Below are 25,743 nucleotides of genomic sequence, written 5' to 3'. Positions count from 1 at the left end.
GTGGACAACAACGGAGGAATCGGTGTCGCAACCGACGCTCGGCATGGAGAGCAAGACGCTCCTCTCCTACCTCAACGACCAGCGTGAGCACGTGCTTGGAATCCTGGACGGCCTCGACGACGAAGCCCTGCGCCGACCGGTCCTCCCGTCGGGCTGGACCTGCCTGGGACTGGTCCAGCATCTCGCCCTGGACGTCGAACGGTTCTGGTTCCGCGGCGTCGTCGCCGGCGAGCCGGCCGTCACCGACAGACCGCCCCAAGCCCCCGACGCGGCCTGGCAGGTCGGCCCCGACGTACCGGCCGCGACGATTCTCGACCTCTACCGGCGGCAGACGGACCTCGCGAACGCCATCATCACCGACACCCCTCTGGACGCCGCCCCCACCTGGTGGCCGGAAGGACTCTTCGGCGACTGGCGGATCCACTCCCTGCGGGAAGTCGTCCTGCACGTGATCGTCGAGACCGCAAGCCACGCCGGTCACCTCGACGCCGTACGCGAACTCATCGACGGCAGGCGCTGGCTCGTCCTGACCGAATGAAGCGCACGCTCCAGCCATGGCCGGGCTGCCCTCGATCAAGGGCAGCCCGGCGGACGGCGACGGCGTCAGTACCGTGACGTGAAGGCGTCCACGACCAGCAGGGCCGCGCTGTTGTTCACGATCTTCACCCGGTGAGACCCGGCGACCAGACCGGTGATCTGGTAGTTCACCAGCCTGACCGGATACGGCGAGGCGCTGGTTCGGGGCGTCAAGGCACCTTGGTCAACGCCGTCGACATAGATTTCGACAGGGCACTCGTACCGGTGAAGGCGAACTCAAAGTGACCGACGGTTCTCTTCGCCGACGATGGTGTGTTTCTCGAGGTTCTGGTCGGTACGGGCGGAGCACCCGGGCGATGCCGCTCCGCCCGTCGATACGGAACTCCAACCCCCTCACCACCTGGTGAGATAACCGGCAGCAAGAAATTCGTCGGTTTCACCAGGCAAAAGGCCTGGTAAGAGCCGAAGGCGGACGAGTCGGCCTGTACGCCGGGTTCTGTCTCCCCGGGGCCTTACGGCTCCGGGGGAGGCGGCCATCCATCTAGGGCCGACGTCGCCGCCGGCCTCGTGCGGTCTACCCGCGAACTCGGGCGAGCAGCCCTCGAACGTTCGCGCAGGGACCTGTCGGTCCCCTTCCTGACCTTGCTCCGGGTGGGGTTTACCTAGCCGGCCGGGTCACCCCGGCCGCTGGTGGTCTCTTACACCACCGTTTCACCCTTACCAGGTGCCTGACGGCTCCTGGCGGTCTGTTTTCTGTGGCACTGTCCCGCGGGTCACCCCGGGTAGGCGTTACCTACCACCCTGCTCTGTGGAGCCCGGACGTTCCTCGACGGGATCACAAGACCCCGTCGCGGCCGCCCGGCCGGCTCGTCCGCCGTGGTGACCATGGTAGTCGACCTCGGTCCCCGTCCACGCCGGGGCGAACGGCGGCGGCCTTCACGCGCAGGTGGCGACGGCGCCTGGAGCGAGCGTAAGCCGGGCCGCCGTAGGCTGCATCGTCACTGATGTCGTACCGCTGCGCCGAGGAGACCTGCCGTGCTCGTCCTGCTTCCGCCGTCCGAGGGCAAGGCCACCGGGGGTACCGGTCCGGCCGTGAAGCTGGAGGCGCTGTCACTGCCGGGGCTGACGCAGGCACGGGGCGCGGTCCTCGATGAACTGGTCGGGCTGTGCGCGGGGAACGAGGAGAAGGCGGCGCACGTACTCGGGCTGAGCGCCGGGCTTCGGGGCGAGGTCGCCAAGAACGCCGGGCTGCGCGACGCCCCGACCCTGCTCGCCGGTGAGCTCTACACGGGTGTGCTCTACGACGCCCTCGGGCTCGCCACCCTGGACGCGGCCGCGCGGCGCCGGGCGGCTAAATCCCTGCTGGTCTTCTCCGGCCTGTGGGGCGCGGTGCGGATCGGCGACGCCATCCCGTCGTACCGCTGCTCGATGGGCGTACGGCTCCCGGCGCTGGGCGGGCTCGGCGCGTACTGGCGGGGCCCGATGGCCGAGGTCATGCCGGCGGTGGCGGACGGCGGCCTGGTGCTGGACCTGCGGTCGGCGGCCTACGGGACGGTGTGGAAGCCGAAGGGTGAGGTGGCGCGGCGCACGGCGACGGTGCGGGTGCTTCAGGCCGATACCCGGAAGGTGGTCAGCCACTTCAACAAGGCGACGAAGGGGCGGCTGGTGCGGGCCCTGCTTGTGGCGGGGGCGCGGCCGAAGGACCCGGCGGAGTTGGTGGTTGTCCTGCGGGAGCTGGGGTTCGTGGTGGAGGTGCCGGGGCCCGGCCGGATCGACGTCCTGGTCGAGGACATCCACTAGGCGGGCGCCCGGGCGCGGGGATCTCCCCCGCCCCGCCTCTCCCCGAAACCGGTGGCTCCGCCCCCGGACCCCTACACCCTGGGGCGAGAACCCCGTCCTGCCCGTGCCGCGGCCCCAGCACGACGGCCGGAGGCCGGCGCAGCGCCCCGAAGCCCGCGAAGCGGTGCGAGGGGCGCGTTAAAAAGGGGTCCGCAGGTGCGACGTGTCGTTGAGCAGCCGCAGCGACGCGTTGCCGTCCGCGTAGTACGCCACCGCCGAGAAGGCCGCCGCTGACAGCTCCATGCGGAAGAGGGACTCGGGCGGGGCACCCAGGGCCAGGCGGACGAAGGTCTTGATGGGGGTGACGTGGGTGACGAGCAGGACGGTCTTGGCGGCGTAGCGGGCGAGGAGTTTGTCGCGGGAGACGGCGATGCGGCGGGCGACGGTGGCGAAGCTTTCGCCGCCGGGCGGGGCGGTCTTGGGGGAGGCCAGCCAGGCGTCGAGTTCAGCGGGGTAGCGGTCCTTGACCTCGGCGAAGGTGAGGCCTTCCCAGGCGCCGAAGTCCGTTTCGCGCAGGCCTTCGTCGATGCGTACGTCGAGGCCGAGGCGGGCGGCGACGGTGTCGGCGGTCTGGCGGCAGCGGGCGAGGGGGGAGCTGACGACGGCCTGGATGGTGCCGCGTGCGGCGAGGGACTCGGCGGCGCGCTGGGCCTGCCAGCGGCCCTTCTCGGACAGCTCGGGGTCGGTGCCACCGCTGCCGGAGAAGCGCTTTTCGGGGGTGAGGGCGGTCTCGCCGTGCCGGAGCAGCACGAAGGTCGTCGGAGCCCCGACGTCGCCGGACCAGCCGGCCGAGGGCGCGGCCTTCGGCTCATCGAGGGGCTCCTCGAAGGGCTCGTCCAGGGGTTCGGGGTCGGGGACCACGGACAAGGCCGCCCGGGACTGCCCCGGCTCCCACTGCTTGCCCTTCTTGCCCGCGTCCATGGCCTCGTTGGCGAGGCGGTCGGCGTGCTTGTTCTTCTCGCGGGGGATCCATTCGTACGTCACCTGGCCGACCGGGAAGACCGTGCGCGCCTCGGCGGCCAGCGGCCGCATGTCGGGGTGCTTGATCTTCCAGCGGCCGGACATCTGCTCGACGACGAGCTTGGAGTCCATACGGACCCGGATCCGCGCCTCGGGGTCGAGGGCGTGGGCGGCCCGCAGCCCGGCGATCAGGCCGCGGTACTCGGCGACGTTGTTGGTGCACGTCCCCAGATATTCGGCGGCCTCGGCCAGCGTTTCACCGGTGGCCGGGTCGAGGACGACGGCGCCGTAGCCGGCCGGTCCGGGGTTGCCCCGGGAGCCGCCGTCGGCCTCGACGATGAACGAACGACGGGTACCGGCAGGCATCAGAGACCGGACTCCGGGGTGCGGACGAGGATGCGGCGGCAGTTCTCGCACCGGACGACCGAGTCGGCGGGGGCGGCGCGCACCTCGTTGAGCTCGGTGATGTTGAGCTCCAGGCGGCAGCCCTCGCAACGCTTCTGGTAGAGCTTGGCGGCGCCGACACCACCGGACTGGACGCGGATCTTGTCGTAGAGCTTGAGCAGGTCGGCCGGCACGGCGCCGGCGATGACCTCGCGCTCCTTGGCCGCCTTGAAGCCCTCGGCGTCGATCTCCTCCAGGGCGGCGTTCTTGCGGGCCTCGGCCTCGGTGACCTTGGCGGTCACGGAGTCGACGCGGCCGGTGAGTTCGGCGACGCGCTCCTGCAGGCCTTCGCGGCGCTCCATGACCTCCAGGACGACGTCCTCGAGGTCGCTCTGCCGCTTGGCGAGCGAGGTGATCTCGCGCTGGAGGTTCTCCAGGTCCTTCGGGGAGGAGACCGCGCCAGAGTCGAGGCGCTGCTGGTCGCGGACCGAGCGCTGGCGCACCAGGTCGACGTCCTGCTCGGCCTTGGTCTGCTCGCGGGCGGTGTCGCTCTCCTGGGTCTGGGCGGCGACGAGGAGGTCACGCAGCTGCGTGAGATCGGCGGTCAGCCGCTCCAGCTCCGTGTGCTCGGGGAGGTTGCGGCGCTTGTGGTCCAGCTGCGCGATACGCGAGTCGAGGGCCTGGACTTCGAGGAGTCGGATCTGGTCGGCGGGCGCGGCGTTCAGCGGGGGGCTCCTGAGCTAGTTGTGGCGGGGGAAAGTGCGTGTGCCGTCCACGGATCGGTGACCGTGCGGGACACGTACGTCCGCAGGGCCCAGCCGTGCCGGTCGGAGATCTCGTCGAGCTGGCTCGCGGCCTGCTCGCACCACGGCCACTCGGTGGCCCAGTGGGCGGCGTCGATCAGTGCCGGCGACCCTGCCTGCTGGGCCTCGCTGGCCGGGTGGTGGCGCAGGTCGGCGGTGAGGTAGGCGTCGACCCCGGCCGCGCGTACGTCGGCGAAGAGGCTGTCGCCCGATCCGCCGCACACGGCGACGGTACGGATCTGCTGCTCCGGGTCGCCCGCGATCCGCAGCCCGGCCGCGGTGCGCGGCAACCCTTTCGCGGCCCGGTCGGCGAACTCGGCCAGGGTCAGGGGTGCGTCCAGCTCGCCGATCCGGCCGAGGCCGCGGCGGCCCGCCGGGTCGGCCGGGTCCGGGACGAGCGGCCCGGTGACGCGCAGGCCGATGGCGCCGGCGAGGGCGTCGGAGACCCCGGGGTCGGCGCGGTCGGCGTTGGTGTGCGCCACATGCAGGGCGATGTCGTTCTTGATCAGCGTGTGCACGACCCGGCCCTTGAATCCGGTGGCCGCGACCGTGGTCGTACCGCGCAGATAGAGGGGATGGTGGGTGACCAGCAGATCGACGCCCATCCTGATCGCCTCGTCGGCGACCTCCCGGACCGGGTCGACGGCGAAGAGCACCCGCGTCACATCGGCTTCGGGGTCGCCGCACACCAGGCCCACGGCATCCCACTGCTCGGCCCGCTCCGGGGGCCAGAGGGCTTCGAGTGCGGCGATGACGTCGGACAGTTTGGGCACGGGTGGAAGGTTACCTCTCATCCCTTACGGGGACGGAGTCGCGAGGCTCAGCACATGCGGGTCCGGATCTCCCGCAGATCCGGACAAGAGCCACCCTTACGTGTGAAGCACACCAACTCATGTCGGTCGGGCGAAGGTACGAAAACTAGCGTCTGGGGACGGAGGTGAGCTCACACCATGACAACCTGCGCCACCGAGACCGCCACGGACCATGTGCGGCGGGCGGGGTTCACGATTGCGGCCGACGGCTCGTACGCGGCCTGTCTCGCCGCCCGGGGCGACGGCGACGACTGGTACCCCGAGCGCTGGACGCTGGACGGCCCCGAGCCCTACACCGTCCCGCTGCCCGGCAACCAGCCCGAGGACCCGGGCTCCGAGGTGCTCCCGCTGCCCGACGGGCGGGTCCTCATCCGCCGCCGGGTCGCCGACCGGCACGATTTCGTCCTGCTGTATCCGACCGGGCCCGGCACGGGGACGCTGCCGCTCGGCTCGGCGGAAGGGGAGGAGGTCCGGCTGCTGCCCCCGCCCGTCTCCGGGGAGGCGCTGGCGCTGACGTACGACGGCACGACCAGTCACGTCTGGCTCGTGCACGGCGGCGAGGGCCTGCAGAAGCTCACCGAGGTGCCGGGACGCTGCGCGGGCGGCGTCTGGCTGGACCGTACGGGCCGGATGCTCGCCCTCGACCAGGAGGTGGAGGGGCGGACCAAGACGGTGGCGGTGGATGTGCGCGGCGGCGGGCAGGTCAGCCCGCTGCTGCAGATCACCGAGGACAGCAACGACCGGTTGCTGCTCGCCGAGCCCGACAGCGGGCTGCTCGTCGTGCGCAGCGACGCCCCCGGCGACGACCGCCTCGGCTGGGGCGTGCTCGGCAGCCGCCACCCGGTGCGCTTCCCCGAGGCACTGCGCCTGCCGGACGCCACGCTTGTGCCGTTCGCGGCCCAGCCCGGGCAGATGCTGATGCCCGAGGCGTGCGGGGTCGCCCTGCGGGTGGAGGGTCCGCACGGGACGTCCCTCGCCGTCTGGCGCCCCGGCGAACGCCGCCCCGCCACCTGGCTGACCGGCCCGGAGGGCTGGCTGCCCGGCGCGGGGCTGTGGACGGCGAAGGGCGTTCTGCGGCTGCCCTACGCCTGCGTGCACTGCCCCTGCGGGGTGGTGGACTACGACGCGCCTGCGGTCCTCCCGGAGGCGCCGCCGGTCCCGGAGGTGCCTGATGAGCCGGCGCCCAGTCCCGTACTGCCACTGCAGAAGGCGCCGCTCGCCGCGGCGGGGCGGATTTCGGCGGGATCTTGAGTTCCGATAAGATCGCGCGGGGGCGATGTCGGTGATCAATCGGCATGCGTGGATGGCTCGTTGGGCGTTTCCGCCGACCCCCGAGCGCAGACATCGTAAGCGATCGACGGAGAGAATCCCCATGTCCGAAGCCCGAAACGACACCGCCGAGGCACGCGTCCACGCCGATGCCGCCGAGGGTGCGGCCGCGGGCCGCCACCGGGGTCCGGCCTCGCCGGACGACAACGACAACTCAGCGCACGGCCGTCACCGCAGGCCTGCGGCGGAGTAGCGGAAACGTTCACCCCGTACTGCGGCGCAACGCCAGCACCTCCGTCGCCGCGAAGGTCTGCGACGGGTCGCGGTCGCCGTAGTACGGGGTGAGCAGCTCATCCAGCTCGTCGTACGTGAACGCGTCCTTCGCCGTGTCGAACTGCGCCGCCACCCTGGGCCGCTCCACCACCGCCACCATCCCCCCGTGCACCACGAACAGCTGGCCGTTCACCCGGTCGGCGGCCGGCCCTGCCAAATACCCCACCACCGGCGCCACATGCTCCGGCGCCAGCGGATCCAACCCCCCGCCCTCCGGCGCCCCGAACACATCCTCCGTCATCCGCGTCCGCGCCCTCGGGCAGATCGCGTTGCTCCGTACCCCGTACTTCCCCAGCGCCGCCGCCGTCGACGTCGTCAGCGCCACGATGCCACCCTTCGCCGCCGCGTAGTTGGGCTGCCCGGCGGAGCCCGCCAGGAACGCCTCGGACGACGTGTTCACGATCCGCCCGTACACCGGCGCCCCACTCCTCTTGGCCCGGTCGCGCCAGTGCGCCGCGGCGAAGCGCGTCGTATTGAAGTGCCCCTTGAGGTGGACCCGGATCACCGCGTCCCACTCCTCCTCCGCCATCGAGAACACCATGCGGTCCCGCAGAATCCCGGCATTGTTGACCAGAACGTCCAGAGCGCCGTACGTCTCCACCGCGAGCCCGATCAAAGCTTCCGCCGCACCGAAATCCCCCACGTCCCCGTGGTGCGCCACGGCGCTCCCGCCCCCCGCCACGATCTCCGCCACCACGCTGTCCGCCGGGCTCGCCGACGCCTCCCCCGAGCCGTCGCGCGCCGCCTGCCCATAATCATTCACGACCACATTCGCCCCGAGCCGCGCCAACTCCAGCGCCTCCGCTCTGCCGAGCCCGCGCCCGGCGCCGGTCAATATGGCCGTACGGCCCTGCAGTGGGGTGAGCGGCATTTGGGGTTCCCTTCACGATTGGTCAGTCCCCGTTTCCGTGCCGGTCCGGGGCCTCCGGGCCCCAAATCCTGGACGCCGCGTGCGCGGCCGCTGCGCTTGCTTCGGACGGCTGCGCCGGACTCCGTCCGCCGTGCCGGGGCACCGCCTACGCCTTCGCAGGGTGAGTGGCTGGGGTCTGTCGGGCGGCGTTCGCCGGGTGGCCGGGTTGGGCCAGCCCGTCCCGCCTCAGGCGGACGGCCTACCCCCAACCCGGGGGAGCAGAATGTGGACGACGTGAGGGGCCGGGGCCGGAACCACCCACCCCACCCGGGGGGCAGAAGTGGACGACGGGAAGGCCGGGGCCGCAGTCACCCACCCACTCGGGGAGCAGAAGGTGGACGACGGGAGGGCCGGGGCCGCAGTCACCCACCCACTCGGGGAGCAGAAGGTGGACGACGGGAGGGCCGGGGTCGGAGGGGTGGGGGTTCTGGACGCTCCGCATATTTGTGTGCGGCATGCAGGGTGAGGCAACGGACGGACCCGTCACGCACGTAAATATGTCGGTCCAGGACCCCCAGCCCCGGAGGCCCCGGACCGGCACCACGGGGGAGGGCCGGGCTGCGGTCACACCGTGATGCACGTACGGAGCGCCTCACCGGTCCGCATTTGGCCGATGGCCTCGTTGATCTCCTCCAGCCGCACCCGGTGCGTGATCAGCCCCTCCAGGTCGATACGCCCGGCCCGCCAGAGCCGGATGACGCGGTCGTACGACCGCAGCACGTCACCACCCCCGTACAGCGACGGCAGGATCCGCTTCTCGTCGAAGAAGAGCTCGAACATGTTGATCTGGAGCAGGTCGTCCATGGCCCCGGCACCCACGACGCACATCGTGCCGCCTCGCCGGGTGGTCTCGTACGCCGTTCGGGCCGTACCGGAACGGCCGACGACCTCGAAGACGTAGTCGAAGCCCTCACCTCCCGTGGCGCGGGCCTTCACCTCGGCGAGGTCGTCCGGGGCGACGGCGTCCGTCGCGCCGAAGCGGAGGGCGGCGTCACGCCGGGACTCGACGGGGTCGACGGCGATGATGTCGGCGGCGCCGGAGGCCCGCGCGCCCTGGATGACGCTGATGCCGACGCCGCCGCAGCCGATGACGGCGACCGACGAACCGGGTTCCACGCGGGCCGTGTTGAGCGCGGCGCCGATGCCGGTGGTGACCCCGCAGCCGATGAGCGCGGCGATCTCGTAGGGGACGTCGTCCGGGATGGGGACGGCGCAGGGGGCGGCGACGACGACCTCCTCGGCGAACGTGCCCGTACCGGCGAAGCCGAAGACGTCGCCGGTGGGGCGGCGGAAGTTGGGGGTGCCGGCGTTGACGAAGCCGGCGAGGCAGAGGTGGGACTGGCCGCGCCGGCAGGCGGGGCAGGAGCCGCAGGCGGGGAGCCAGCAGACGAGGACGCGGTCGCCGGCCGCCAGGCCGTCGACGCCGGCGCCGACCTCGACGATGTCGCCGGCGCCCTCGTGCCCCGGCACGAACGGCGCGGGCTGCGGCAGGACGCCACTCATCGCGGAGAGGTCGGAGTGGCACAGGCCGGTGGCCCGGATGCGTATGCGTACTTTCCCGGGGCCGAAGCCCACCGTGTCGATGTCGTCCACGACTTCGAGCTTGTCCTGGCCTATCTCCTGCAGCAGTGCTGCGCGCATGCCGGTTCTCCTTAGGCGTGCTTAGGCGTGTTCGACGACGGTGTCGGAGAGGACCGGCGCGTCGTCCCGTTCGACGGCGGTGGCCGACACCTGGATGCGGCCCTCGCCGGACCACATACGGATGCGCAGGGTCTCGCCGGGGAAGAAGATCCCGGCGAAGCGGGTGGAATACGCGCGGACGCGGGCCGCCTCGCCCCCGAGCAGCGTGTCGACGACGGCCTTGAGCACGATCCCGTACGAGCACAGCCCGTGCAGGATCGGCCGGTCGAAGCCCGCGCGCTTGGCGAACTCGGGGTCGGCGTGGAGCGGGTTCCAGTCGCCGGAGAGCCGGTAGAGCAGGGCCTGGTCCTCGCGGGTGGTGCGCAGGGCCGTGCGGTCCGGGTCGCGGTCGGGGGCCTCCGTACGGGCGGAGGGGCCGCGTTCGCCGCCGAAGCCGCCTTCGCCGCGTACGAAGATCTGGGTGTCGGAGGTCCACAACGGGCCGTCGGAGTCGGCGACTTCGCTGCGGAGGATGATGACGGCGGCCTTGCCCTTGTCGTACACGGCGGCGATCCGCGAGGACTGGACGGCCTTGCCGTGGACGGGGAGCGGACGGGCGACGTCGATGCGCTGGCCGCCGTGCAGCACGGTGGCGAGGTCGACGTCGATCCCCGGCATCGACAGTCCGCCGGCGGCGGCCAGCGCCCCGCCGGCGACGGTCGCGAAGCTGGGCAGCACCTGGAGGGCTGGGCTTTCGAAGGTGTAGCGGAGGTCGTCGGCACCGGCACCGGCGCCGATTCCGAGGTGGTAGAGGAGGACGTCCTTGTGGGTCCAGGCGAGCTCCGCCCGGCGGGGCTCGGCGGTGGTGGCCTTGGTGACATCGATCGGCATGCCCGGACCGCTCCTTCTAGAACGCGTTCTAGCAACGGCCTCCTGTATAACGCATCGCTCCTGGAGCGGGAAGAGCTGACGCACCATCAGCCGGTGGATGTCGGGGCAGGACATTTGTCCTGCCGGACCCACGACATTCGCATCTGCCCCGGCCCGCACCATCCCTCGTACGGTCAGGGCATGACCGATGATGGTCCCGGCCCCACAGGGACCAGGGGGAGGAGGCCCCCTCACCCCCCGCGAACGCGACGTCCTCAACGCCGCCGCCATCGGCAAAACCGGCACCCGCAACCGCCTCGAAGCCCTGCGCGCCGCGCGCCACAACGGCTGGCTGTAAGAGCACCCTCCGGGTGTGCGGCGCGACAGTCGCCGACGGCGCGCAACCACCCTCAAGAGGCCCCAGCCCGACGGTCAAGGGCGCCGGGTGGGCGGGTGGGAGAAGCCCGCCGCAGGCGCAACGGCACGCAACCGAAACCCCCAGCGCACCCCGCCGGAGGCGACTGGCACGATGGGCGGCATGACGCAGCACCCCGCACCAGCCGTGCTTGCCGCCTTCGAGGCGGCGAAGGGCTTCATGCCCGCCCATGAAGGCCTCGCTCTGTACGCGGCCGCCGCCGACGCGGCCCGGCGGCTGCCGGGGCTGCCGCTGCTGGAGGTCGGAACGTACTGCGGGCGCTCGACGATCCTGCTGGCCGGCGCCGCCCGGGAGGCGGGGACGACCGCCGTCACGGTCGACCACCACCGGGGCAGCGAGGAGCAGCAGCCGGGCTGGGAGTACCACGACAAGGAGCTGGTCGATCCGGAGGTCGGCCTGATGGACACGCTGCCCACCTTCCGCAGGACGCTGCACGCGGCGGGCCTGGAGGACAGCGTCGTCGCCCTCGTGGGGCGCTCGCCCCGGGCGGCCGCCCTGTGGGGGAAGCCGCTCGCCCTGGTCTTCATCGACGGCGGCCACACCGACGAGCACGCCACGAACGACTACGAGGGCTGGGCGCCGCACGTCGCGCCGGACGGCCTGCTGGTGATCCACGACGTCTTCGCCGATCCGGCCGACGGCGGCCAGGCCCCGTACCGGATCTACCGGCGGGCGCTCGCGTCCGGCGCTTTTACGGAACTCTCCGTGACCGGTTCGTTGCACGTCCTGCGGCGTACGGGCGCGGGGATCTGAGGCGGCGGCTAGCATCGCTGCCGTGTTCAGCAATGCATCCGGCCGGCGGGGCGGCACGCTCGCCATCGCGGTGGCCGCACTCGTACCGACGTGCTTCGCGGGCTGGCTGGTCTGGGACTCGATGCGCGGGCCCGGCGGCGGGGGCGAGCCGCAGCGCGTGCTGCCGCTGCCGTCCGTGTCGTCGGCGGCGTCCACCCTCGGCGGCGACAGCAAGGACGCCGGCAAGAGCGACAGCAAAGCGGCCGGCGGCACCCCCGCCACCCCTGCTGCCCTGCCCCTCAAGGGCAAGGTCGTCGTCCTCGACCCCGGCCACAACCCCGGCGACCGCAACCACACGGCCGAGATCGCGCGCCTGGTCGACATCGGCAACGCCCGTAAGGCCTGCGACACCACCGGCACCGCCACCAACGGCGGCTACGCGGAGGCGTCCTTCACCCTGGACGTCGTCCACCGCGCCCAGGCCCTGCTGGTCAAGCGCGGGGCCACGGTCAAGCTCACCCACGACACCGACGGCCCCGCCTTCGGGCCGTGCATCAACGAGCGCGCCGGCATCGGCAACCGGGCCAAGGCCGACGCCGCCATCTCCGTCCACGCGGACGGCTCGGCGGCCGGCAACCGCGGCTTCCACGTCATCCTCCCGGCGTCCGTCCACCAGGGCATCGCGGACACCCGGTCGATCGTCGCGCCGTCGCGCAGCCTCGGCAAGGCCGTGAAGAAGCACTTCGCCGCGGACACCGGCTCCTCCCCCGCCAACTATCTCGGCGGCGGCACCGGCCTGGTGACCCGCAGCGACCTCGGCGGGCTCAACCTCAGCACCGTCCCGAAGGTCTTCATCGAGTGCGGCAACATGCGTGATCCGAAGGACGCCGCCGAGCTCACCGACGCGGCCTGGCGCCAGCGCGCGGCGCAGGGCATCGCGGACGGCATCACCGCATACCTGGAAGGAAAGACGTGAGCACGTGAGAACGCCGTAGAGGCTGGGTCCCGATCCTGTACCAGAGCCAACACCCGGCTCACCGGCCTCTGATCACACCCGTACGATGGGGGATCGCCCCCGCGCCTGGACTACTGACGACTAAGGACCATTAGTGAATAACCGCTCCCTCACGCGAGGAGACGGCGCGGTGATCGGTGCAGCGGTGCTGCTTCTGATCGCCTCGTTCCTGACCTTCTACAGCAGCAGCGGCACCGGCTCCTTCGCCTCCTACCACGCCGAGACGAACGCCTGGAAGAGCAACCTCTTCCCGCTGCTGCCGTCCGTCCACCTGATGGGGCTCATCGCGGCCGGTCTGATCGTCGCCGCCCGCTTCCAGCCCGAGGGACGCAAGGTGCTGGGCATCGCCCTGGACCAGTGGGGCACGGTCCTCGCCTTCTCCGCCGCCTGGGCCGCCCTGTGGTCGCTGTTCGCAGGCAGCGGCGGCGACAGCATCGACCTGAGCCTGGGCGCCGGTGCGTACCTGTCGCTCGTCGGCGCCTTCGGGCTGGCCGCGCTCGCCGTGCTGACCCTGATCGGCAACCCGGCCCTCAAGGCCCCGCTGCTCCCGGCTCCGCGCCCGCAGCAGCCGCAGCCCACGCCGTACGGCCAGCCCTACCCCGGCACCCCGCAGCCCGGCGGCTACGGCTACCCGGCCCCGGGCGCGCCCGACCCGTCGTACGGCGGCCAGCCGCAGCCGCACCCTTACGGCGCCCCGGCCCCGGCCCCGCAGCCCCAGCCGACCCAGGCCGCCCCCCAGCCCGGCCCGGCCGCCCCCGCCGCCCCCGAGTTCGCCGCCTTCTGGTTCGCCGTCCCGGTGGCCCGCCCCCTCTTCCCCGAGGACGGCTCCCCCACCCCCATCGCCGAACTCACCCCCGGCACCTGGTACCTCGCGGTCGATCAGCGCGGCCCCGCCCTCATCGCCCAGACCCAGGACGGCCGCCGCGGCGTCCTCCAGGACACCAGCGGCATCCAGCGCGGCTGAGACCAACCCCAGCCCCACCACCACACGGCCCCCGCCCTTCCACGGCGGGGGCCGTTGCCGTACAGTCCCCTAGGCATCTGACTGGCCGTCAGTAGGGGGAGAGGCATGCGACTCGGGCTGGCACTCGGATACTGGGGGCGCGGGCCCGCCCAGGACCATGTGGCGCTGGCGCGGGAGGCGGAGCGGCTGGGGTATGACTCGGTGTGGACGGCGGAGGCGTGGGGGTCGGACGTGTTCACGCCGCTGACGTGGATCGCGGCCCATACGAGCCGGATCCGGCTGGGGACCGGGATCGCGCAGATGGCGGCGCGCTCGCCCACGGCGACCGCGATGCACGCGCTCACCCTGGACCACCTCTCCGGGGGGCGGATGATGCTGGGTCTCGGGCTGTCGGGCCCGCAGGTGGTGGAGGGCTGGTACGGCAGGCCGTTCCCGAAGAGCCCGCTGACCGCGACCCGGGAGTACGTGGAGGTCATCCGGCAGGTGCTGCGCCGGGAGGGGCCGGTCGCGGTGGACGGGCGCTTCCACAGCCATCCGTACAACGGGCCGGACGGCACGGGCCTCGGCAAACCGCTGAAGTCGATCACGCACCCCCTGCGGCCGGACATACCCGTCCTGCTGGGCGCGGAGGGCCCCAAGAACGTCGAGCAGACGACCAGGATCGCCGACGGGTGGCTGCCGCTGTACTGGTCGCCGTTCCGTACCGACCTCTATGAGGCGCCGATCGCCGCCGCTCCCAAGGACTTCATGATCGCGCCCATGGTGCGGGCCAGGGTCTGCCGGGATCCGGCCGAGGGGTTGCCGGCCGTCAAGGCGATGCTGAGCTTCTACATCGGCGGCATGGGCGCCCGCACCCGCAACTTCCACGCCGACCTGATGGCGCGGATGGGTTACGAGGCCGAAGCCCGCCGCGTGCAGGAGCTGTTCCTCGACGGCCGGCGCCGCGAGGCACTGCAGGCCGTCCCGGACGCCTTCGCGGACGAGATCTCCCTGGTCGGCCCGCGCGAGCGGATCGCCGAGCGCCTCGACCTGTGGCGGGAGGGCCCGGTCACGGATCTGCTGGTGACCGCGCCCGACCCGGAGACGCTGCGGGTACTCGCCGAGCTCAACCTCCGCTGAGCTGGGACAGCGACGGCACCTTGTCCGTCACCGTGGCCCCCGCGTCCTGGCCCGCCGACTTCACGTTGCTGATGGTGTCCTGGAAGCTGTTGACCACGCTGTCCGTCGACTCGCCCTTGCGCAGCTTGGCCGGCAGGTCCTTGAGGGAGTCGATGGCGCCGGTCAGCGGCACGACCAGCTTGGACAGCGTGGGGTCGCCCTTCGCGTTGTTCGCCGCGTGCTTCAGCCGGTTGTAGGCGAAGGTGCCCGCGAGCCCCGCCTTGACCAGGGCGACGGTCCGGCCGTTCGCGCCCTTCTTGAACGTGCCGTTCCGGTAGGGCTTGACGATCCACTGGTACGTGGCTCCCGCCGCCAGCCCGGCGTTGGCCACGAACCGGGTCTTGGCGAGTTTCTGCTTCGCCACCGAGGAGGTCGGGCTCGCGCTGCCACCGGAGATGTCTGACGAGGCGTTACCGCCGCACGCGGGAAGGACGAAGAGGGCGCCCGCGAGCAGGATCGCGGTGAGGGTGCGGCGCAGGGGCATGGCTGTTCTCCAGGGGGCTGGTGCGAGGCACAGACATCCGCATCGTCACCCGGCTCTGCCGACCCGGCCACTCGAGAAGGGTTTCGAATCGCCCATCCGGGCAACCCGCTATACATGTCCAGACGATACGGCGGCAACCCCGCCGCTACGATCATCGCGATCGTTGCCGATGTCGCGGCGTTCTTCCTTCTACTGTGGATCCTGCTGTGGTTGCTCGACGCCAACCGGGCGAACGACCTCGTCAACTGGATCCACAACGTGGCGTTCTGGCTTGGCGGCTGGGCCCACAACCTCTTCACCGTGAGCCGGGACTGGCAGCGCACGCTGCTGAACTACGGCCTGCCGGCCGTGGTCTATCTCCTCCTCGGCCACGCCATCGCAGGCCGGGTCAACAAGGTCTAGGCGGCGCCCAAGCCCTCAGCAGCAGCCGGTCGCACTGGTGTCCGGCTCCAACCCGACCGGGAGGCGGTCACCGCCGAAGACGGCGGTGGTCGCCTCGTCGCCGCCCAGCGCGGCCACGGCGAGCAGCACCGCGCCCGCCGTCCAGGTGGTGCGCTCCTGCGGCCATATGGCCCGGTCCTTGAACTCGTAGCCCGTCCAGTACATGCCGTCGTCCGCCCGTAGGTGCTGGATGTCGGCGAGGATCCGTACCGCGCGGTCGGACTCCCCCATCGCCCAGAGTGCGAGAGCCAGTTCGGCGCTCTCGCCGCCGGTGACCCACGGGTTGGGGACCACGCACCGTACGCCCAGGTCCGGCACGACGAAGCGGTCCCAGCCGCCGTCGATCCGCTCCAGGGCCGCCGCGCCGCGCAGGGCGCCGCCGAGGACCGGGTAGTACCAGTCCATCGAGTAGCGGTCCTTGTCCAGGAACAGCTCGGGGTGCTGGCGTACCGCGTGACCGAGGGCCCCGGCGGCCAACTCCCAGTCGGGCTGCGGGTCCTCGCGGTGCTCGGCGACGGCCAGGGCGCAGCGCAGGGCCTGGTAGATGGAGGAGGAGCCGGTGAGCAGCGCCTCGTCGGGGTGGCTGCCGTCGGTCTCGCGCTTCCAGGCGATCTGGCCGCCGGACAGCTGGAGTGCGAGGACGTACTCGATGGCGGCGTAGAGGGTCGGCCACATGCTGTCCAGGAAGGCGTCGTCGCCGGTGGACATGTAGTGGTGCCAGACGCCGACCGCTATGTACGCGACGAAGTTGGTCTCGCTGCCGCGGTCGCCGGGCTCGCCCTCGGTGCCGTCCGCGTAGAGGTAGGAGGCGTACCAGGAGCCGTCCTGGTTCTGCCGTGCGGCCAGCCAGCGGTACGCGGCCTCGGCCCGGTCGTGCTCGCCGGCGGCGTCCAGGGCCATGGCGGCCTCGACGTGGTCCCAGGGGTCGAGGTGGCCGCCGGCGAACCAGGGGATGGCTCCGTCGGGGCGCTGGACGGCGGCGATCCCGGCGACGGTCTGGGCGGCCTGTTCGGCGGTGAGCACCCCGGGGAGGGTGAGGTGCTCGGTGCGCCCGGGAGAGCTCACGCGTCCACCTCGGGCGCGACGGGCGCGTGCGGCTTGGTCGCGTAGGCCACGAAGCTCTTCCCGATCAGGGGGTTGAGGGCCTGCTCGGCGAGCCGGGTGGCCAGTGGCTTCTTCATGATGTCCCAGACCAGGAGCTTGTGGTACAGCTTCACCGGCAGGGCCTGGTCGTTGTCGACGCCGACCGCGCACTTGATCCACCAGTACGGGGAGTGCAGGCCGTGCGCGTGATGCGTGCCGTACGGGCGCAGCCCCGCCTCGCGGATCCGGCCGAGCAGTTCGTCGGCGCGGTAGATGCGGATGTGGCCGCCCTCGACCTCGTGGTAGGCGTCGGACAGGGCCCAGCAGATCTTCTCGGGGCCGTAGCGGGGCACGGTGACGGCGAGGAGGCCGCCGGGCTTGAGGACGCGCACCATTTCGGCGAGGACGCCCTTGTCGTCGTGGATGTGCTCCATGACCTCGGAGATGATCACCCGGTCGAAACTGTCGTCGGGGAAGGGGAGTTGGAGCGCGTTCCCCTCCATCGCGACCGCGCTCGCGGAGGCCGGTGCCTCGCCGGCCTCCTTCATGGCGGTGAACCACCTGGCGACCTCGCGGATCTCGTCGCCGTTCTGGTCGAGGGCGACCACGTTGGCACCGCGCCGGTAGCACTCGAAGGCGTGGCGGCCGGCGCCGCAGCCCAGGTCGAGCACCCGGTCGCCGGGGGCGAGCGGGAAGCGGGAGAAGTCGACGGTCAGCACGGAGGCTCTCTCTTATCCGGCGATGGGGGCGGCGGGGCGTATGGCAGGGGTTCCGGGGGCCTCACCGGCGCCGCTCTGGGCGGCGATGGCGGCGCGGTAGTGCTCGGCGGTGCGGGCGACGCTGCGCTCAGGCCTACGGGAGACAGAAAGCGGCATCACGACGACCTCCCCGCATGCGTGAGCGCAGTGGACTGCGCGGCGGTCCGTCCGGCGGGGGCCTCACCGGCGCCGCTCTGTGCGGCGATGGCGGCGCGGTAGTGCTCGGCGGTGCCGATGGCGGCCTGCCGCCAGGTGAAACGGGCCAGCACCCGGTCGCGCCCGGCCAGGCCGAGGCGGCGGCGCAGCCCGGCGTCGGCGAGCAGCCGGCCGAGGCCGTGCGCGAGGGCGCTCGCGTCCCCGGGGGGCACGGCCAGGCAGGTCTCGCCGTCCGGCCCGGCGACCTCGGGGATCGCGCCGCCGGTGGTCGCCACCAGCGGGGTCCCGGTGGCCATCGCCTCGGCGGCGGGCAGCGAGAAGCCCTCGTACAGGGAGGGCACGCAGGCCACCTGGGAAGAGCGAATCAGGTTCACGAGTTCGGCGTCGCTGATGCCCTTGACGAAGTCGACGGCGCCTTCGAGTCCGTACCGCTGTATCGCGGCGGCGACCGGTCCGTCGTCGGCGCGCTTGCCGACGACGACCAGGTGGGCGTCGGGGTGTTCGGTGCGCAGCTTCGCGAGGGCCTCGACCAGGTGGACCAGGCCCTTGAGGGGTACGTCGGCGCTGGAGGTCGTCACGATCCGCCCCGGCACCTCCGGCACGGCCGGGTCGGGCGAGAAGAGGTCGGTGTCGGCGCCGATGTGCACGACGTGGATCCGGTCCTCGGCGACGCCCAGGTGGTCCACGATCTCCTGTCGCGACGATCCGGAGACGGTGAGCACGGACGGCAGGCGGCGGGCGACCCGCTTCTGCATCCGTGTGAAGCCGTACCAGCGGCGGACGGAGGCGCGGCGCAGCCGGCCCTGCGCGGCGTCGAGGTCGAGCCGGCGGTCGACGGTGATGGGGTGGTGGATCGTCGTCACCAGCGGCACGCCGAAGCCGAGCTGCCCGTAGCCGAGCGTCTGGTTGTCGTGCACGACGTCGAACTCGCCACGCCGGGCGGCCAGATGGCGTCGCGCGCGCAGGGAGAAGGTCAGCGGCTCGGGGAAGCCCCCGGTCCACATCGTGGCCACTTCGAGGGCGTCGATCCAGTCCCGGAACTCCCCGGGCCGCGGCGTTCGGAAGGGGTCCGGCTGCCGGTAGAGGTCGAGGCTCGGCAGCTCGGTGAGGACGACGCCGCCGTCCAGTACGGGATACGGCTGCGCCCCGATCACCTCGACGCTGTGCCCGAGCCGGGCGAGCTCGCGGGACAGATGGCGTACGTAGACGCCCTGGCCCCCGCAGAAGGGGTTGCCCTTGTAGCTGAGCAGCGCGATCCGGAGCGGCCTGGCCTCTGCGGTCACTCACGGCCCCCTTCTCACAGCACTTCAGCCGGAGCGTAGCCGGTCGCGCTAATGTAGAACAAGTTTCAGACTCTCTGGTCCAGGGCTCGAATGTACCGGCACCGCAGCGGCCGGAAAGAGCCGGACCAGGTGATTCGCACCACGGTGCAGGTCCTGCCATCATGCACACCGCGGCTCGCGGTCAGCACGGCACGGCATCTGCGGCACGAATGAGAACGAGAACAGGGAACGGGGGAACGGCAGGGATGGCGACAGACCCCAGACCCTCGTCCCGTGCGGCCGTCGGCTCGTCCCGTGCGGCCGTCGGCTCCCCCGACTCCCAGCCGCTGACCGAGCGCCAGGAGGCCCGGCGCCGCCGCATCCTCCACACCAGCGCCCACCTCGCGTCCCGGGGCGGCTTCGACGCCGTCCAGATGCGTGAGGTCGCCGAGCAGTCCAACGTCGCCCTCGGCACCCTCTACCGCTACTTCCCCTCCAAGATCCACCTGCTGGTCGCCACCATGCAGGACCAGCTCGAACACCTCCACGAGGCACTGCGCAAGCACCCCCCGGCCGCCGCCGGCCCCGCCGACCGCGTCGCCGACACCCTCATGCGGGCCTTCCGCGCCATGCAGCGCGAGCCCCACCTCGCCGACGCGATGGTGAGGGCCCTGACCTTCGCCGACCGGTCGGTCAGCCCCGAGGTCGACACCGTCTCCCGCCTCACCACCGCGATCATCCTCGACGCGATGGGCCTGGACACCCCGCCGAGTCCCGAGCAGCTCTCCGCCGTCCGGGTGATCGAGCACACCTGGCACTCAGCTCTGGTCACCTGGCTCTCCGGGCGGGCCTCGATCGCCCAGGTCAAGATCGACATCGAGATGGTCTGCCGGCTGATCGACCTCACGGCGCCACCTTCACCCCCGGCGCCGTAATTCGTTCGACGGCCCGGGCGCGACTCCGGCAGCCTCTCGTCATGGAAGCCCGCTTCTGGCCGCTGTACGGCCTGCGGATCACGACCCCGCGCCTTGAGCTGCGCCTGCCGGACCTGCGTCTGCTCGACGAGCTCGCGGCGGTGGCGGCGGACGGCGTCCACGACCCCGACGCCATGCCGTTCACGGTCCCGTGGACCGACGAGCCCCCGGCCGCCCGGGCCCGGGCCACCTTCCAGCACGTACTGGGGACGGTCGCCGCGTGGCGTCCCGAGAAGTGGCACCTCAGCCTGGCGGTCATCCGCGACGGCAAGGTCCTCGGCCGCCAGGACCTGACGGCCGCCGACTTCGCCGTGACCCGCGTGGCCGACACCGGCTCCTGGGTCGGCCTCGCCCACCAGGGTCAGGGCATCGGCACCGAAATGCGCGCGGCGGTCCTCCACTTGGCCTTTGCCGGTCTGGGCGCCGACTCCGCGACCTCGGCCGCCATGACCGACAACCCGCGCTCCCTGGGCGTCTCGCGGCGGCTCGGCTACCGGCCGGACGGCCTGACCGTGGCCTCCGTACGCGGCCGGGCCCGCACCCTCCAGCGGCTCCGCCTGGACCGCGCGACGTGGGAGGCGACCCGCACGGTGCCGGTCGAGGTGGCGGGGCTGGAGCCGTGCCGGGTGCTCTTCGGGGCATAGCCCGGGGCCAGCCCCTCCCGGTTTCTCGGATGGCCGGGGTGGCGCGGGGCGGCGTGAATTGACGCGCCGATGGCGGGCAGCTGCGGATTCCCCACGCCCACTGGGCAGTTACGAATTCCGGCGGCCAGGCGAACGGGTGACGGGCGTGCAATTCACTCGTTTAACCGATCTTTACGAATTGCCGCCTATGTCCCCATGGCCCATTTTTAGGTGTGGGTGATGAGACGTCACCCTTCCAGGCAGACCACTGCCCGCGGCTCACTCGGGTGACTTGGCCTGCCCGGAATCCGTGGCTTGCCCCCGGAAGCCTCACCTGACGTGGCATCTGGGCACCACGGTCGTCCCAAGGCCGCAAGAAAGGTCTCGTCCATGGCTGTGAACGCCATTGCGTCGCCCTCTCCACATGCGAGGCGCACACGCACTCGACTCAAAGTGTTTTTCGCGCTGCTGCCCGGCTCACTGCTGCTGGCGGCCATTTCTCCGATATCGGGCATAGCCTACGCCGCACAGGCACCCGTGCAGCTCGGCACCGCAACCAACTATGCCCTTCTGGCCGCTTCGACGGTCACCAACACCGGGCCCACCGGGCCCACCGGGCCCACCGGGCCCACCGGGCCCACCGGGCCCACCGGGCCCACCGGGCCCACCGGCCATGCCGGACCCACTGGACCGGGCGGTGGCCCTACCAAACCTGCCGGACCTGCCGGACCTGCCGGCCCGATCGGACCTCAGGGACCCGCCGGACCCTCCACTCCCGGTACCCAAGGCCCTGCCGGACCTGCCGGACCTGCCGGACCTGCCGGACCTGCCGGACCTGCCGGACCCGCCGGACCGGCTGGGCCCCCCGGACCGGGTGCCCCCGGCTACCCGGACTACCCCGGTTACCCGCCGCCCCACCCGGGCTACCCGCCTTACCCGAACTACCCGAATGGCCACGGTCACCACGGCGACCACAAGGACGACTGCCACAACGATTACTACGATCACCCCGACCCCTGGAAGCACCCCGACCACGAGTCAGGTCACAACCAGGACTGGCCCCCGGACCAGTGGTCCCAGCCATGGTCGATCAGGCGACTGACGACCGTCTGACACCGACAGGCTCGGACCTGAGCCCCCGGACATCACGTCCGGACTCAGCGGCGCAGCGGCCGCGGCAGGCCGACGCGTCGGAGATTCCCGACACTTGACGCGTCGGGAATCTCCGACGTATCGTCGTGGCCGTGCCTACAGACGTCTTCAGCGCACTCGCCAACCCCGTCCGGCGCCGACTGCTCGAGTCCCTCCGGGACGGCCCCCGCGCCGTCAATGACCTCGCCGGCCAGTTCGAGCTGAGTCGGCCCGCCATCTCCGAGCACCTCCAAGTGCTCCGGCAGGCCCGCCTCGTACGCGAGGAGCCGCGCGGCCGACAGCGCTTCTACCACCTGGAGGCCGCGCCCCTGGCCGAGGTCGGCGACTGGCTGCACCCCTTCGAGCACTACTGGCGTGCCCGCATGCGCTCGCTGCGCGACGTCCTCGACCAGGAGAACCCATGACCGGCCCCACCGAGCCCACCGCCATCCACTGCGACCAGTTCCTCCCCCACCCGCCGGCCGCCGTCTGGCACGCCCTCACGGACCCGGACCTCCACGCCCGCTGGTGGGCCGCCGGCGATGTACGCCCCGTCCTCGGCCACCGCTTCACCCTCGACATGGGCCCCTGGGGCGAGCAGCCCTGCGAGGTCACCGCCGTCGACCCCGAACGCCTCCTCGCCTACAGCTTCGCCCCCGGCACTCTCGACACCACCATCACCTGGCGCCTCGAACCCGAAGGCACCGGCACCCGCCTCTTCCTCACCCAGGAGGGCTTCGACCTCAACTCCCCCCTCGGCAAAGCCGCCTTCGACGGCATGGGCGACGGCTGGCCCCACGTCCTGGACCGCCTCGCCGCGTTGCTCGCCGAGCTCACGATGTAAAGACCCAGTCCGCCTTGTAGCGTCCTGGGCATGCGGATCCTCCACCTGTCCGACACCCACCTCCAGCGCACCGACTCCCCAAATGCCAACGGAGTCAACGCCACCCAGGCACTGCGCGGCATGCTCGCCGACCTCCAGTCCATGCGCGACATCGACGCCATCGTGATCAGCGGGGACATCGCCGACGACGGGTCGCTGGAGGCGTACACAGCCACCCGCGACATCGTGCGTGCCTTCGCCCTCGAACGAGACGCCCCGGTGATCTACAGCACCGGCAACCACGACGAACGCCGCGCCTTCACCCAAGCTCTGGGAAGCGGTCATCTCGACCCGGCCGGGGACGACCGAGCCGACGCCGTCCTTACCTCCCCGGACACCCCGGACGGCGAACGCGCCGCCGTAAGCCACATCGACGGCTACCGCTTCATCACCCTCGACTCGCTCGTCCCGGGCAAGGTCTACGGCCGGATCACCCGCGCCCAACTCGACTGGCTACGCGACATCCTCAACACCCCCGCGCCCCACGGGACCGTCCTGGTCTTCCACCACCCCCCGATCAACCTCGGCATCGAGATCCAGCGCGTCCTCGGACTGCAGAACCCGTCCGACCTGGCCGACGCGATTCGCGGCACCGACGTCCAACTCATCCTCTGCGGCCACTTCCACCTCCAGCTCTTCGGCCACCTCGAGTCGGCCCCCGTCTGGGTAACCCCCGGCGTCGTCAACCGCATCGACCTCACCGCCCCGGCCGACACCAACCGCGCCGTCCGCGGCGCCTCCGCCACCCTCGTCCACCTCGGCACCCCCCACTCCCCCCTCTTCCACACCCTCCACGCCCGCGACCCCCACACCGGCGAAACCGTCTACGAACTGGATGAAGCCCAACTCCGTTCCGCCATCGCAAAACTCCGCCCCGAACCCCTCCCCGGCAAGCAGAACGGCAGGCCCACCCCATGAGCACCGTCCCCGTCCCCTTCGACGCTGTGCTGTGCGACATCGACGGCGTGCTGCGGCTGTGGGATCCGGACGGGATGTCGGCCGTGGACCGGGAGTACGGGCTGGCGGCGGGGACGCTGGCTGCGGCGGCGTTTCGGGAGGAGCGGCTGGGGCCCGCCGTGAGGGGGGTGGTTACGGATGAGGAGTGGCGGGCGTCGGTCGCCGAGGATTTGGCGGAGGCCTGCGGGTCGTTGGCCAAGGCAAAGGCAGCGGTGGCCAGTTGGGAGGCGCAGGAGGGGCGGGTCGACGGAGAGGTGCTGAGCCTGCTGACCACAGCGCGTCAGTACGTGCCCGTGGTGCTGGTGTCGAACGCGACGACGCGGCTGGAGGCCGACCTGGCTCGGCTCGGGGTGAGGGATGCGTTCGACGGGATCGTGAACTCGTCGCGTGTCGGGGCGGCGAAGCCGGACGAGGTCGTCTTCCGTATCGCCGCGGAGCGAGCGGGGGTCGCTGCCTCGCGTTGCTTGTTCGTGGATGACACGCTCGGCAACGTCACTGCGGCGGGCGCGGTCGGCATGACCGGCCTGCACTATCAGCGAGTTGAGCAGCTGGTCGAGGTTCTTGCGTTTCCGGGTCGTGGGTAGTCGCGACGCGGTGGGCCGGGAGGCGGTGAGGGGCGAGGTCTTCCCAAGCACGTGGGGAGAGAACTTCACCAAGTCCATCCCAACTGCCCGTATCACCCCTTGGGGTGACGAGGTGGCAGATGTTCGGACGAACGCGGTACGGTCGCGCGAACAACCGCACACAGACGACGGCCCCCGGCCGGGACTGGCATCCCGATCGAGGGCCTGACCACCAGGAAGAAGCACCTTCCCAATGACTTCAGCGCAGTTTAGCGCGGGGCCCCATGCCGGGGTCCGGCACGTCCGTCACCATCACGCCGAACGGTTCACCGTGGTCGGCAATCACCTCGCCCAGAACCGCGAGCTTTCAGCGGTGGCGATCGGTATCGCGGTGTATATCCAGTCGTTGCCCGATGGGGTGCCCGTGGGGATCCGGGAGTTGACGGCGCGCTTCCGGGAGGGCGAGATGACGATCGCCCGGGCGTTGCGGGAACTGGAGGCCGCCGGGTATCTGGAGCGGCGGCGGGAGCGGTTGGCGGACGGCAGGATGGTGACGCGGACGACGTTCTTCGAGCGGCCGGGGGCGGCTCCGGCGGCTCCGGTCGTACGGGAGAGGGCGGCGCCCAGGCCCGGGCCCAGGACCGAGCCGGTCCCGGAGGGGCCCGTGGATCCGGTGGCGGCCGCCGTGCTGGCGGGGCTGCGGGGGTGCGATGAGCGGCTGGTGCTGTCGGGACGGGACGTACGGCGCCTGGCCCCCGGCCTGAGCGCCTGGCTGGAGCGCGGCGTCACGCCGGAGCAGGCGCGGGCCGTCCTGTGCGGACTGCTGCCGGTCGGCGAGATCGCCAAGCCCGCAGGGCTGATCGCCTGGCGGCTCCGGGAGTTGATGCCGCCCGCGCTCCCCGCCGCGCCCCCGCAGGGTCCCGCTCGGCCGGAACCGATGCAGGTCTGCGAGGGCTGCGAACGCGGCTTCCGGGCACCGGACCCGGGCCACTGCCGGGAGTGCCGGGAGGATGCGGCGGCCGCCTAGGCAGGGGCCGGGCCCCGCCGGGGGGCGCTATCCGACGCGTTCGATCACGGCGTGCCGGATCAGGAACTTGCCGGGCTCTCGGACCAGCTCGAACGCCGCGTTGTTCAGCAGGGCACAACTGCCCGACGTCGAGGTCACGGTGACCACCGTCGACTTGTTGTTGTCCAGGTTCGTCACCTTGAGTTTCGTACCCTGCGGGAACTGGTTGCTGGACGCCGCCGGCGCCCCCGCCTCACCCGAAAGCGTCACCGTCGAGCCGGCGCAGACCACGGCCCCGGCCGGCGCGACCGATGCGGACGGCGCGACGGATGCGGCGGCCGACGTGGCCGGGGCTGCTGTCGTCGGGGCAACCGACGCGCTCGCCGACGGCTGCGCGCCTGCGACCGCCGCCCCGCATCCGGACGCCTCGCGCTGCACGCCGATCTGCTTGATCACGGCCTCCCGGTTGGCTATCCGGGCAGCCGACTGGGCGTCAGGATGCGCCTTCTGGTCGGCGATGAAGTTCTGGTTGTTGCGCAGTGCCGTGTCCAGCCCGTCGCAGACCACCGACGCGTGGCTGATGCCGGTCGTGACGATCGCGATCCCGCCGACCAGCGCAGCCGCGCCGACGAGTGCCGCTGCCTTCTTCTTACGGCTCAGTGTCCTCTTTCGCGTCATGTGCGACTCGATGTCCTTTCGTGAGGCCGGCTTCACGCGGTGCGCGCGTCCACCAGCCAGTACGAAGCGACGAGGAAGATCTCCCAATCCGTTCACCGGCTT

At 71.7% G+C, this 25,743-nt stretch carries 29 protein-coding genes, 1 other RNA gene and 1 pseudogene; 17 read left to right on the top strand and 14 right to left on the bottom strand.

From position 1 onward, the window contains the following. The first annotated feature begins 43 nt into the window (after nucleotides 1–43). Nucleotides 44–538 (top strand): DinB family protein, encoded by a 495-nt coding sequence (locus ACFXJ5_RS32270; RefSeq protein WP_384639080.1) that lies wholly within the window; start codon nucleotides 44–46, stop codon nucleotides 536–538. Nucleotides 539–603: 65 nt separating this feature from the next. On the opposite strand, the gene ACFXJ5_RS32265 is transcribed toward ACFXJ5_RS32270, so the two are convergent. Both ACFXJ5_RS32265 and rnpB read right to left on the bottom strand, forming a co-directional pair. Further along, nucleotides 604–750: a hypothetical protein gene (locus ACFXJ5_RS32265; RefSeq protein ID WP_384638992.1), complete on the bottom strand. Its 147-nt coding sequence runs from the start codon at nucleotides 748–750 to the stop codon at nucleotides 604–606. Nucleotides 751–1,006: 256 nt separating this feature from the next. Beyond that, nucleotides 1,007–1,407: RNase P RNA component class A (gene rnpB / locus ACFXJ5_RS32260), an RNA gene on the bottom strand. Between the two features lie 165 nt (nucleotides 1,408–1,572). On the opposite strand from rnpB, the gene yaaA reads away from it, so the two are divergent. Beyond that, entirely contained in the window at nucleotides 1,573–2,337 is a 765-nt protein-coding gene (gene yaaA / locus ACFXJ5_RS32255) for a peroxide stress protein YaaA (protein ID WP_384638989.1), read from the top strand. Nucleotides 2,338–2,514: 177 nt separating this feature from the next. Here yaaA and ACFXJ5_RS32250 read toward each other — a convergent pair whose 3' ends face one another. Genes ACFXJ5_RS32250 through ACFXJ5_RS32240 form a run of 3 tightly spaced genes read right to left on the bottom strand, consistent with a single transcriptional unit; the run spans nucleotide 2,515 to nucleotide 5,296 of the window. Further along, nucleotides 2,515–3,702: a bifunctional RNase H/acid phosphatase gene (locus tag ACFXJ5_RS32250; protein ID WP_384638986.1), complete on the bottom strand. Its 1,188-nt coding sequence runs from the start codon at nucleotides 3,700–3,702 to the stop codon at nucleotides 2,515–2,517. Continuing rightward, the gene (locus ACFXJ5_RS32245; RefSeq protein ID WP_384639077.1) at nucleotides 3,702–4,445 is read right to left on the bottom strand and encodes a zinc ribbon domain-containing protein; all 744 of its coding nucleotides are present in this window, start codon (nucleotides 4,443–4,445) and stop codon (nucleotides 3,702–3,704) included. The genes ACFXJ5_RS32250 and ACFXJ5_RS32245 overlap by 1 nt, the downstream gene beginning before the upstream one ends. Continuing rightward, nucleotides 4,442–5,296, bottom strand: coding sequence for a Nif3-like dinuclear metal center hexameric protein (locus tag ACFXJ5_RS32240; RefSeq protein ID WP_384638983.1), 855 nt, complete (start codon nucleotides 5,294–5,296; stop codon nucleotides 4,442–4,444). The genes ACFXJ5_RS32245 and ACFXJ5_RS32240 overlap by 4 nt, the downstream gene beginning before the upstream one ends. 177 nt (nucleotides 5,297–5,473) lie before the next feature. Between ACFXJ5_RS32240 and ACFXJ5_RS32235 the strand changes: the two genes are divergently transcribed. Both ACFXJ5_RS32235 and ACFXJ5_RS32230 read left to right on the top strand, forming a co-directional pair. After that, on the top strand, nucleotides 5,474–6,586 hold the full coding sequence (locus ACFXJ5_RS32235) for a hypothetical protein (RefSeq protein ID WP_384638980.1): 1,113 nt from the start codon (nucleotides 5,474–5,476) through the stop codon (nucleotides 6,584–6,586). Nucleotides 6,587–6,707: 121 nt separating this feature from the next. Continuing rightward, a complete protein-coding gene (locus tag ACFXJ5_RS32230; RefSeq protein WP_384638977.1) occupies nucleotides 6,708–6,857 on the top strand; it encodes a hypothetical protein in 150 nt (49 codons plus the stop codon). 9 nt (nucleotides 6,858–6,866) lie between these two features. Here ACFXJ5_RS32230 and ACFXJ5_RS32225 read toward each other — a convergent pair whose 3' ends face one another. The 3 genes from ACFXJ5_RS32225 to ACFXJ5_RS32215 all read right to left on the bottom strand — a co-directional run bounded on the left by ACFXJ5_RS32225 (nucleotide 6,867) and on the right by ACFXJ5_RS32215 (nucleotide 10,358). Further along, on the bottom strand, nucleotides 6,867–7,808 hold the full coding sequence (locus tag ACFXJ5_RS32225; protein WP_384638974.1) for a 3-oxoacyl-ACP reductase: 942 nt from the start codon (nucleotides 7,806–7,808) through the stop codon (nucleotides 6,867–6,869). A 603-nt stretch (nucleotides 7,809–8,411) separates the two neighbouring features. Then, nucleotides 8,412–9,488 carry a Zn-dependent alcohol dehydrogenase gene (locus ACFXJ5_RS32220; protein WP_384638971.1) on the bottom strand — a complete coding sequence of 359 codons (1,077 nt, stop codon included), beginning with the start codon at nucleotides 9,486–9,488 and terminating at the stop codon, nucleotides 8,412–8,414. A 21-nt stretch (nucleotides 9,489–9,509) separates the two neighbouring features. Further along, on the bottom strand, nucleotides 9,510–10,358 hold the full coding sequence (locus tag ACFXJ5_RS32215; RefSeq protein WP_384638968.1) for a MaoC/PaaZ C-terminal domain-containing protein: 849 nt from the start codon (nucleotides 10,356–10,358) through the stop codon (nucleotides 9,510–9,512). Nucleotides 10,359–10,575: 217 nt separating this feature from the next. Between ACFXJ5_RS32215 and ACFXJ5_RS32210 the strand changes: the two are divergent. From ACFXJ5_RS32210 to ACFXJ5_RS32190, 5 genes and pseudogenes are all read left to right on the top strand, one after another. After that, nucleotides 10,576–10,695, top strand: a pseudogene (locus ACFXJ5_RS32210) (DNA-binding response regulator); the annotation flags it as partial. Between the two features lie 171 nt (nucleotides 10,696–10,866). Further along, entirely contained in the window at nucleotides 10,867–11,526 is a 660-nt protein-coding gene (locus ACFXJ5_RS32205; protein WP_384638965.1) for a class I SAM-dependent methyltransferase, read from the top strand. A 64-nt stretch (nucleotides 11,527–11,590) separates the two neighbouring features. Further along, nucleotides 11,591–12,481 (top strand): N-acetylmuramoyl-L-alanine amidase, encoded by an 891-nt coding sequence (locus ACFXJ5_RS32200; RefSeq protein WP_384639074.1) that lies wholly within the window; start codon nucleotides 11,591–11,593, stop codon nucleotides 12,479–12,481. A 133-nt stretch (nucleotides 12,482–12,614) separates the two neighbouring features. After that, entirely contained in the window at nucleotides 12,615–13,484 is an 870-nt protein-coding gene (locus tag ACFXJ5_RS32195) for a hypothetical protein (RefSeq protein ID WP_384638962.1), read from the top strand. Between the two features lie 105 nt (nucleotides 13,485–13,589). Continuing rightward, on the top strand, nucleotides 13,590–14,603 hold the full coding sequence (locus tag ACFXJ5_RS32190; RefSeq protein ID WP_384638959.1) for an LLM class F420-dependent oxidoreductase: 1,014 nt from the start codon (nucleotides 13,590–13,592) through the stop codon (nucleotides 14,601–14,603). Here the strand turns inward: ACFXJ5_RS32190 and ACFXJ5_RS32185 are convergent. Continuing rightward, nucleotides 14,590–15,126 (bottom strand): hypothetical protein, encoded by a 537-nt coding sequence (locus ACFXJ5_RS32185; RefSeq protein ID WP_384638956.1) that lies wholly within the window; start codon nucleotides 15,124–15,126, stop codon nucleotides 14,590–14,592. The genes ACFXJ5_RS32190 and ACFXJ5_RS32185 overlap by 14 nt on opposite strands. Nucleotides 15,127–15,240: 114 nt before the next feature. Here ACFXJ5_RS32185 and ACFXJ5_RS32180 point away from each other — a divergent pair, with 114 nt between their 5' ends. Beyond that, the gene (locus ACFXJ5_RS32180; RefSeq protein ID WP_384638953.1) at nucleotides 15,241–15,528 is read left to right on the top strand and encodes a hypothetical protein; all 288 of its coding nucleotides are present in this window, start codon (nucleotides 15,241–15,243) and stop codon (nucleotides 15,526–15,528) included. Between the two features lie 15 nt (nucleotides 15,529–15,543). Here the strand turns inward: ACFXJ5_RS32180 and ACFXJ5_RS32175 are convergent, their stop codons facing one another. Genes ACFXJ5_RS32175 through ACFXJ5_RS32160 form a run of 4 tightly spaced genes read right to left on the bottom strand, consistent with a single transcriptional unit; the run spans nucleotide 15,544 to nucleotide 18,847 of the window. Further along, a complete protein-coding gene (locus ACFXJ5_RS32175) occupies nucleotides 15,544–16,632 on the bottom strand; it encodes a prenyltransferase (RefSeq protein WP_384638950.1) in 1,089 nt (362 codons plus the stop codon). Then, nucleotides 16,629–17,369: a class I SAM-dependent methyltransferase gene (locus ACFXJ5_RS32170; RefSeq protein ID WP_384638947.1), complete on the bottom strand. Its 741-nt coding sequence runs from the start codon at nucleotides 17,367–17,369 to the stop codon at nucleotides 16,629–16,631. Before ACFXJ5_RS32170 ends, ACFXJ5_RS32175 begins: the two co-directional genes overlap by 4 nt. Before the next feature lie 12 nt (nucleotides 17,370–17,381). Then, nucleotides 17,382–17,525, bottom strand: a complete 144-nt coding sequence (locus tag ACFXJ5_RS32165) for a hypothetical protein (RefSeq protein WP_384638945.1) — start codon at nucleotides 17,523–17,525, stop codon at nucleotides 17,382–17,384. Further along, nucleotides 17,525–18,847: a glycosyltransferase family 4 protein gene (locus ACFXJ5_RS32160; protein WP_384638942.1), complete on the bottom strand. Its 1,323-nt coding sequence runs from the start codon at nucleotides 18,845–18,847 to the stop codon at nucleotides 17,525–17,527. The genes ACFXJ5_RS32165 and ACFXJ5_RS32160 overlap by 1 nt, the downstream gene beginning before the upstream one ends. Before the next feature lie 245 nt (nucleotides 18,848–19,092). Between ACFXJ5_RS32160 and ACFXJ5_RS32155 the strand changes: the two genes are divergently transcribed. From ACFXJ5_RS32155 to ACFXJ5_RS32125, 7 genes are all read left to right on the top strand, one after another. Beyond that, nucleotides 19,093–19,761: a TetR family transcriptional regulator gene (locus tag ACFXJ5_RS32155; protein ID WP_384638939.1), complete on the top strand. Its 669-nt coding sequence runs from the start codon at nucleotides 19,093–19,095 to the stop codon at nucleotides 19,759–19,761. A 41-nt stretch (nucleotides 19,762–19,802) separates the two neighbouring features. Then, a complete protein-coding gene (locus ACFXJ5_RS32150) occupies nucleotides 19,803–20,444 on the top strand; it encodes a GNAT family N-acetyltransferase (RefSeq protein WP_384638936.1) in 642 nt (213 codons plus the stop codon). 1,223 nt (nucleotides 20,445–21,667) lie between these two features. After that, the gene (locus tag ACFXJ5_RS32145; protein WP_384638933.1) at nucleotides 21,668–21,979 is read left to right on the top strand and encodes an ArsR/SmtB family transcription factor; all 312 of its coding nucleotides are present in this window, start codon (nucleotides 21,668–21,670) and stop codon (nucleotides 21,977–21,979) included. Further along, nucleotides 21,976–22,398 (top strand): SRPBCC domain-containing protein, encoded by a 423-nt coding sequence (locus tag ACFXJ5_RS32140; RefSeq protein ID WP_384638930.1) that lies wholly within the window; start codon nucleotides 21,976–21,978, stop codon nucleotides 22,396–22,398. The genes ACFXJ5_RS32145 and ACFXJ5_RS32140 overlap by 4 nt, the downstream gene beginning before the upstream one ends. Before the next feature lie 30 nt (nucleotides 22,399–22,428). Beyond that, complete coding sequence (locus ACFXJ5_RS32135; protein ID WP_384638927.1) at nucleotides 22,429–23,355, top strand: metallophosphoesterase family protein; 927 nt, start codon at nucleotides 22,429–22,431, stop codon at nucleotides 23,353–23,355. Beyond that, nucleotides 23,352–23,978, top strand: coding sequence for an HAD family hydrolase (locus tag ACFXJ5_RS32130; protein ID WP_384638924.1), 627 nt, complete (start codon nucleotides 23,352–23,354; stop codon nucleotides 23,976–23,978). Before ACFXJ5_RS32135 ends, ACFXJ5_RS32130 begins: the two co-directional genes overlap by 4 nt. Before the next feature lie 352 nt (nucleotides 23,979–24,330). Continuing rightward, the gene (locus ACFXJ5_RS32125) at nucleotides 24,331–24,984 is read left to right on the top strand and encodes a helix-turn-helix domain-containing protein (protein WP_384638921.1); all 654 of its coding nucleotides are present in this window, start codon (nucleotides 24,331–24,333) and stop codon (nucleotides 24,982–24,984) included. Between the two features lie 27 nt (nucleotides 24,985–25,011). Here ACFXJ5_RS32125 and ACFXJ5_RS32120 read toward each other — a convergent pair whose 3' ends face one another. Then, nucleotides 25,012–25,641: a hypothetical protein gene (locus ACFXJ5_RS32120; protein WP_384638918.1), complete on the bottom strand. Its 630-nt coding sequence runs from the start codon at nucleotides 25,639–25,641 to the stop codon at nucleotides 25,012–25,014. Nucleotides 25,642–25,743: the final 102 nt, after the last annotated feature.

The organism is Streptomyces sp. NPDC059373, assembly GCF_042751495.1.
GTDB lineage: Bacteria > Actinomycetota > Actinomycetes > Streptomycetales > Streptomycetaceae > Actinacidiphila.
Note: the sequence above shows the minus strand (reverse complement) of the source record. Positions and strands in the feature narration are given on the sequence as shown.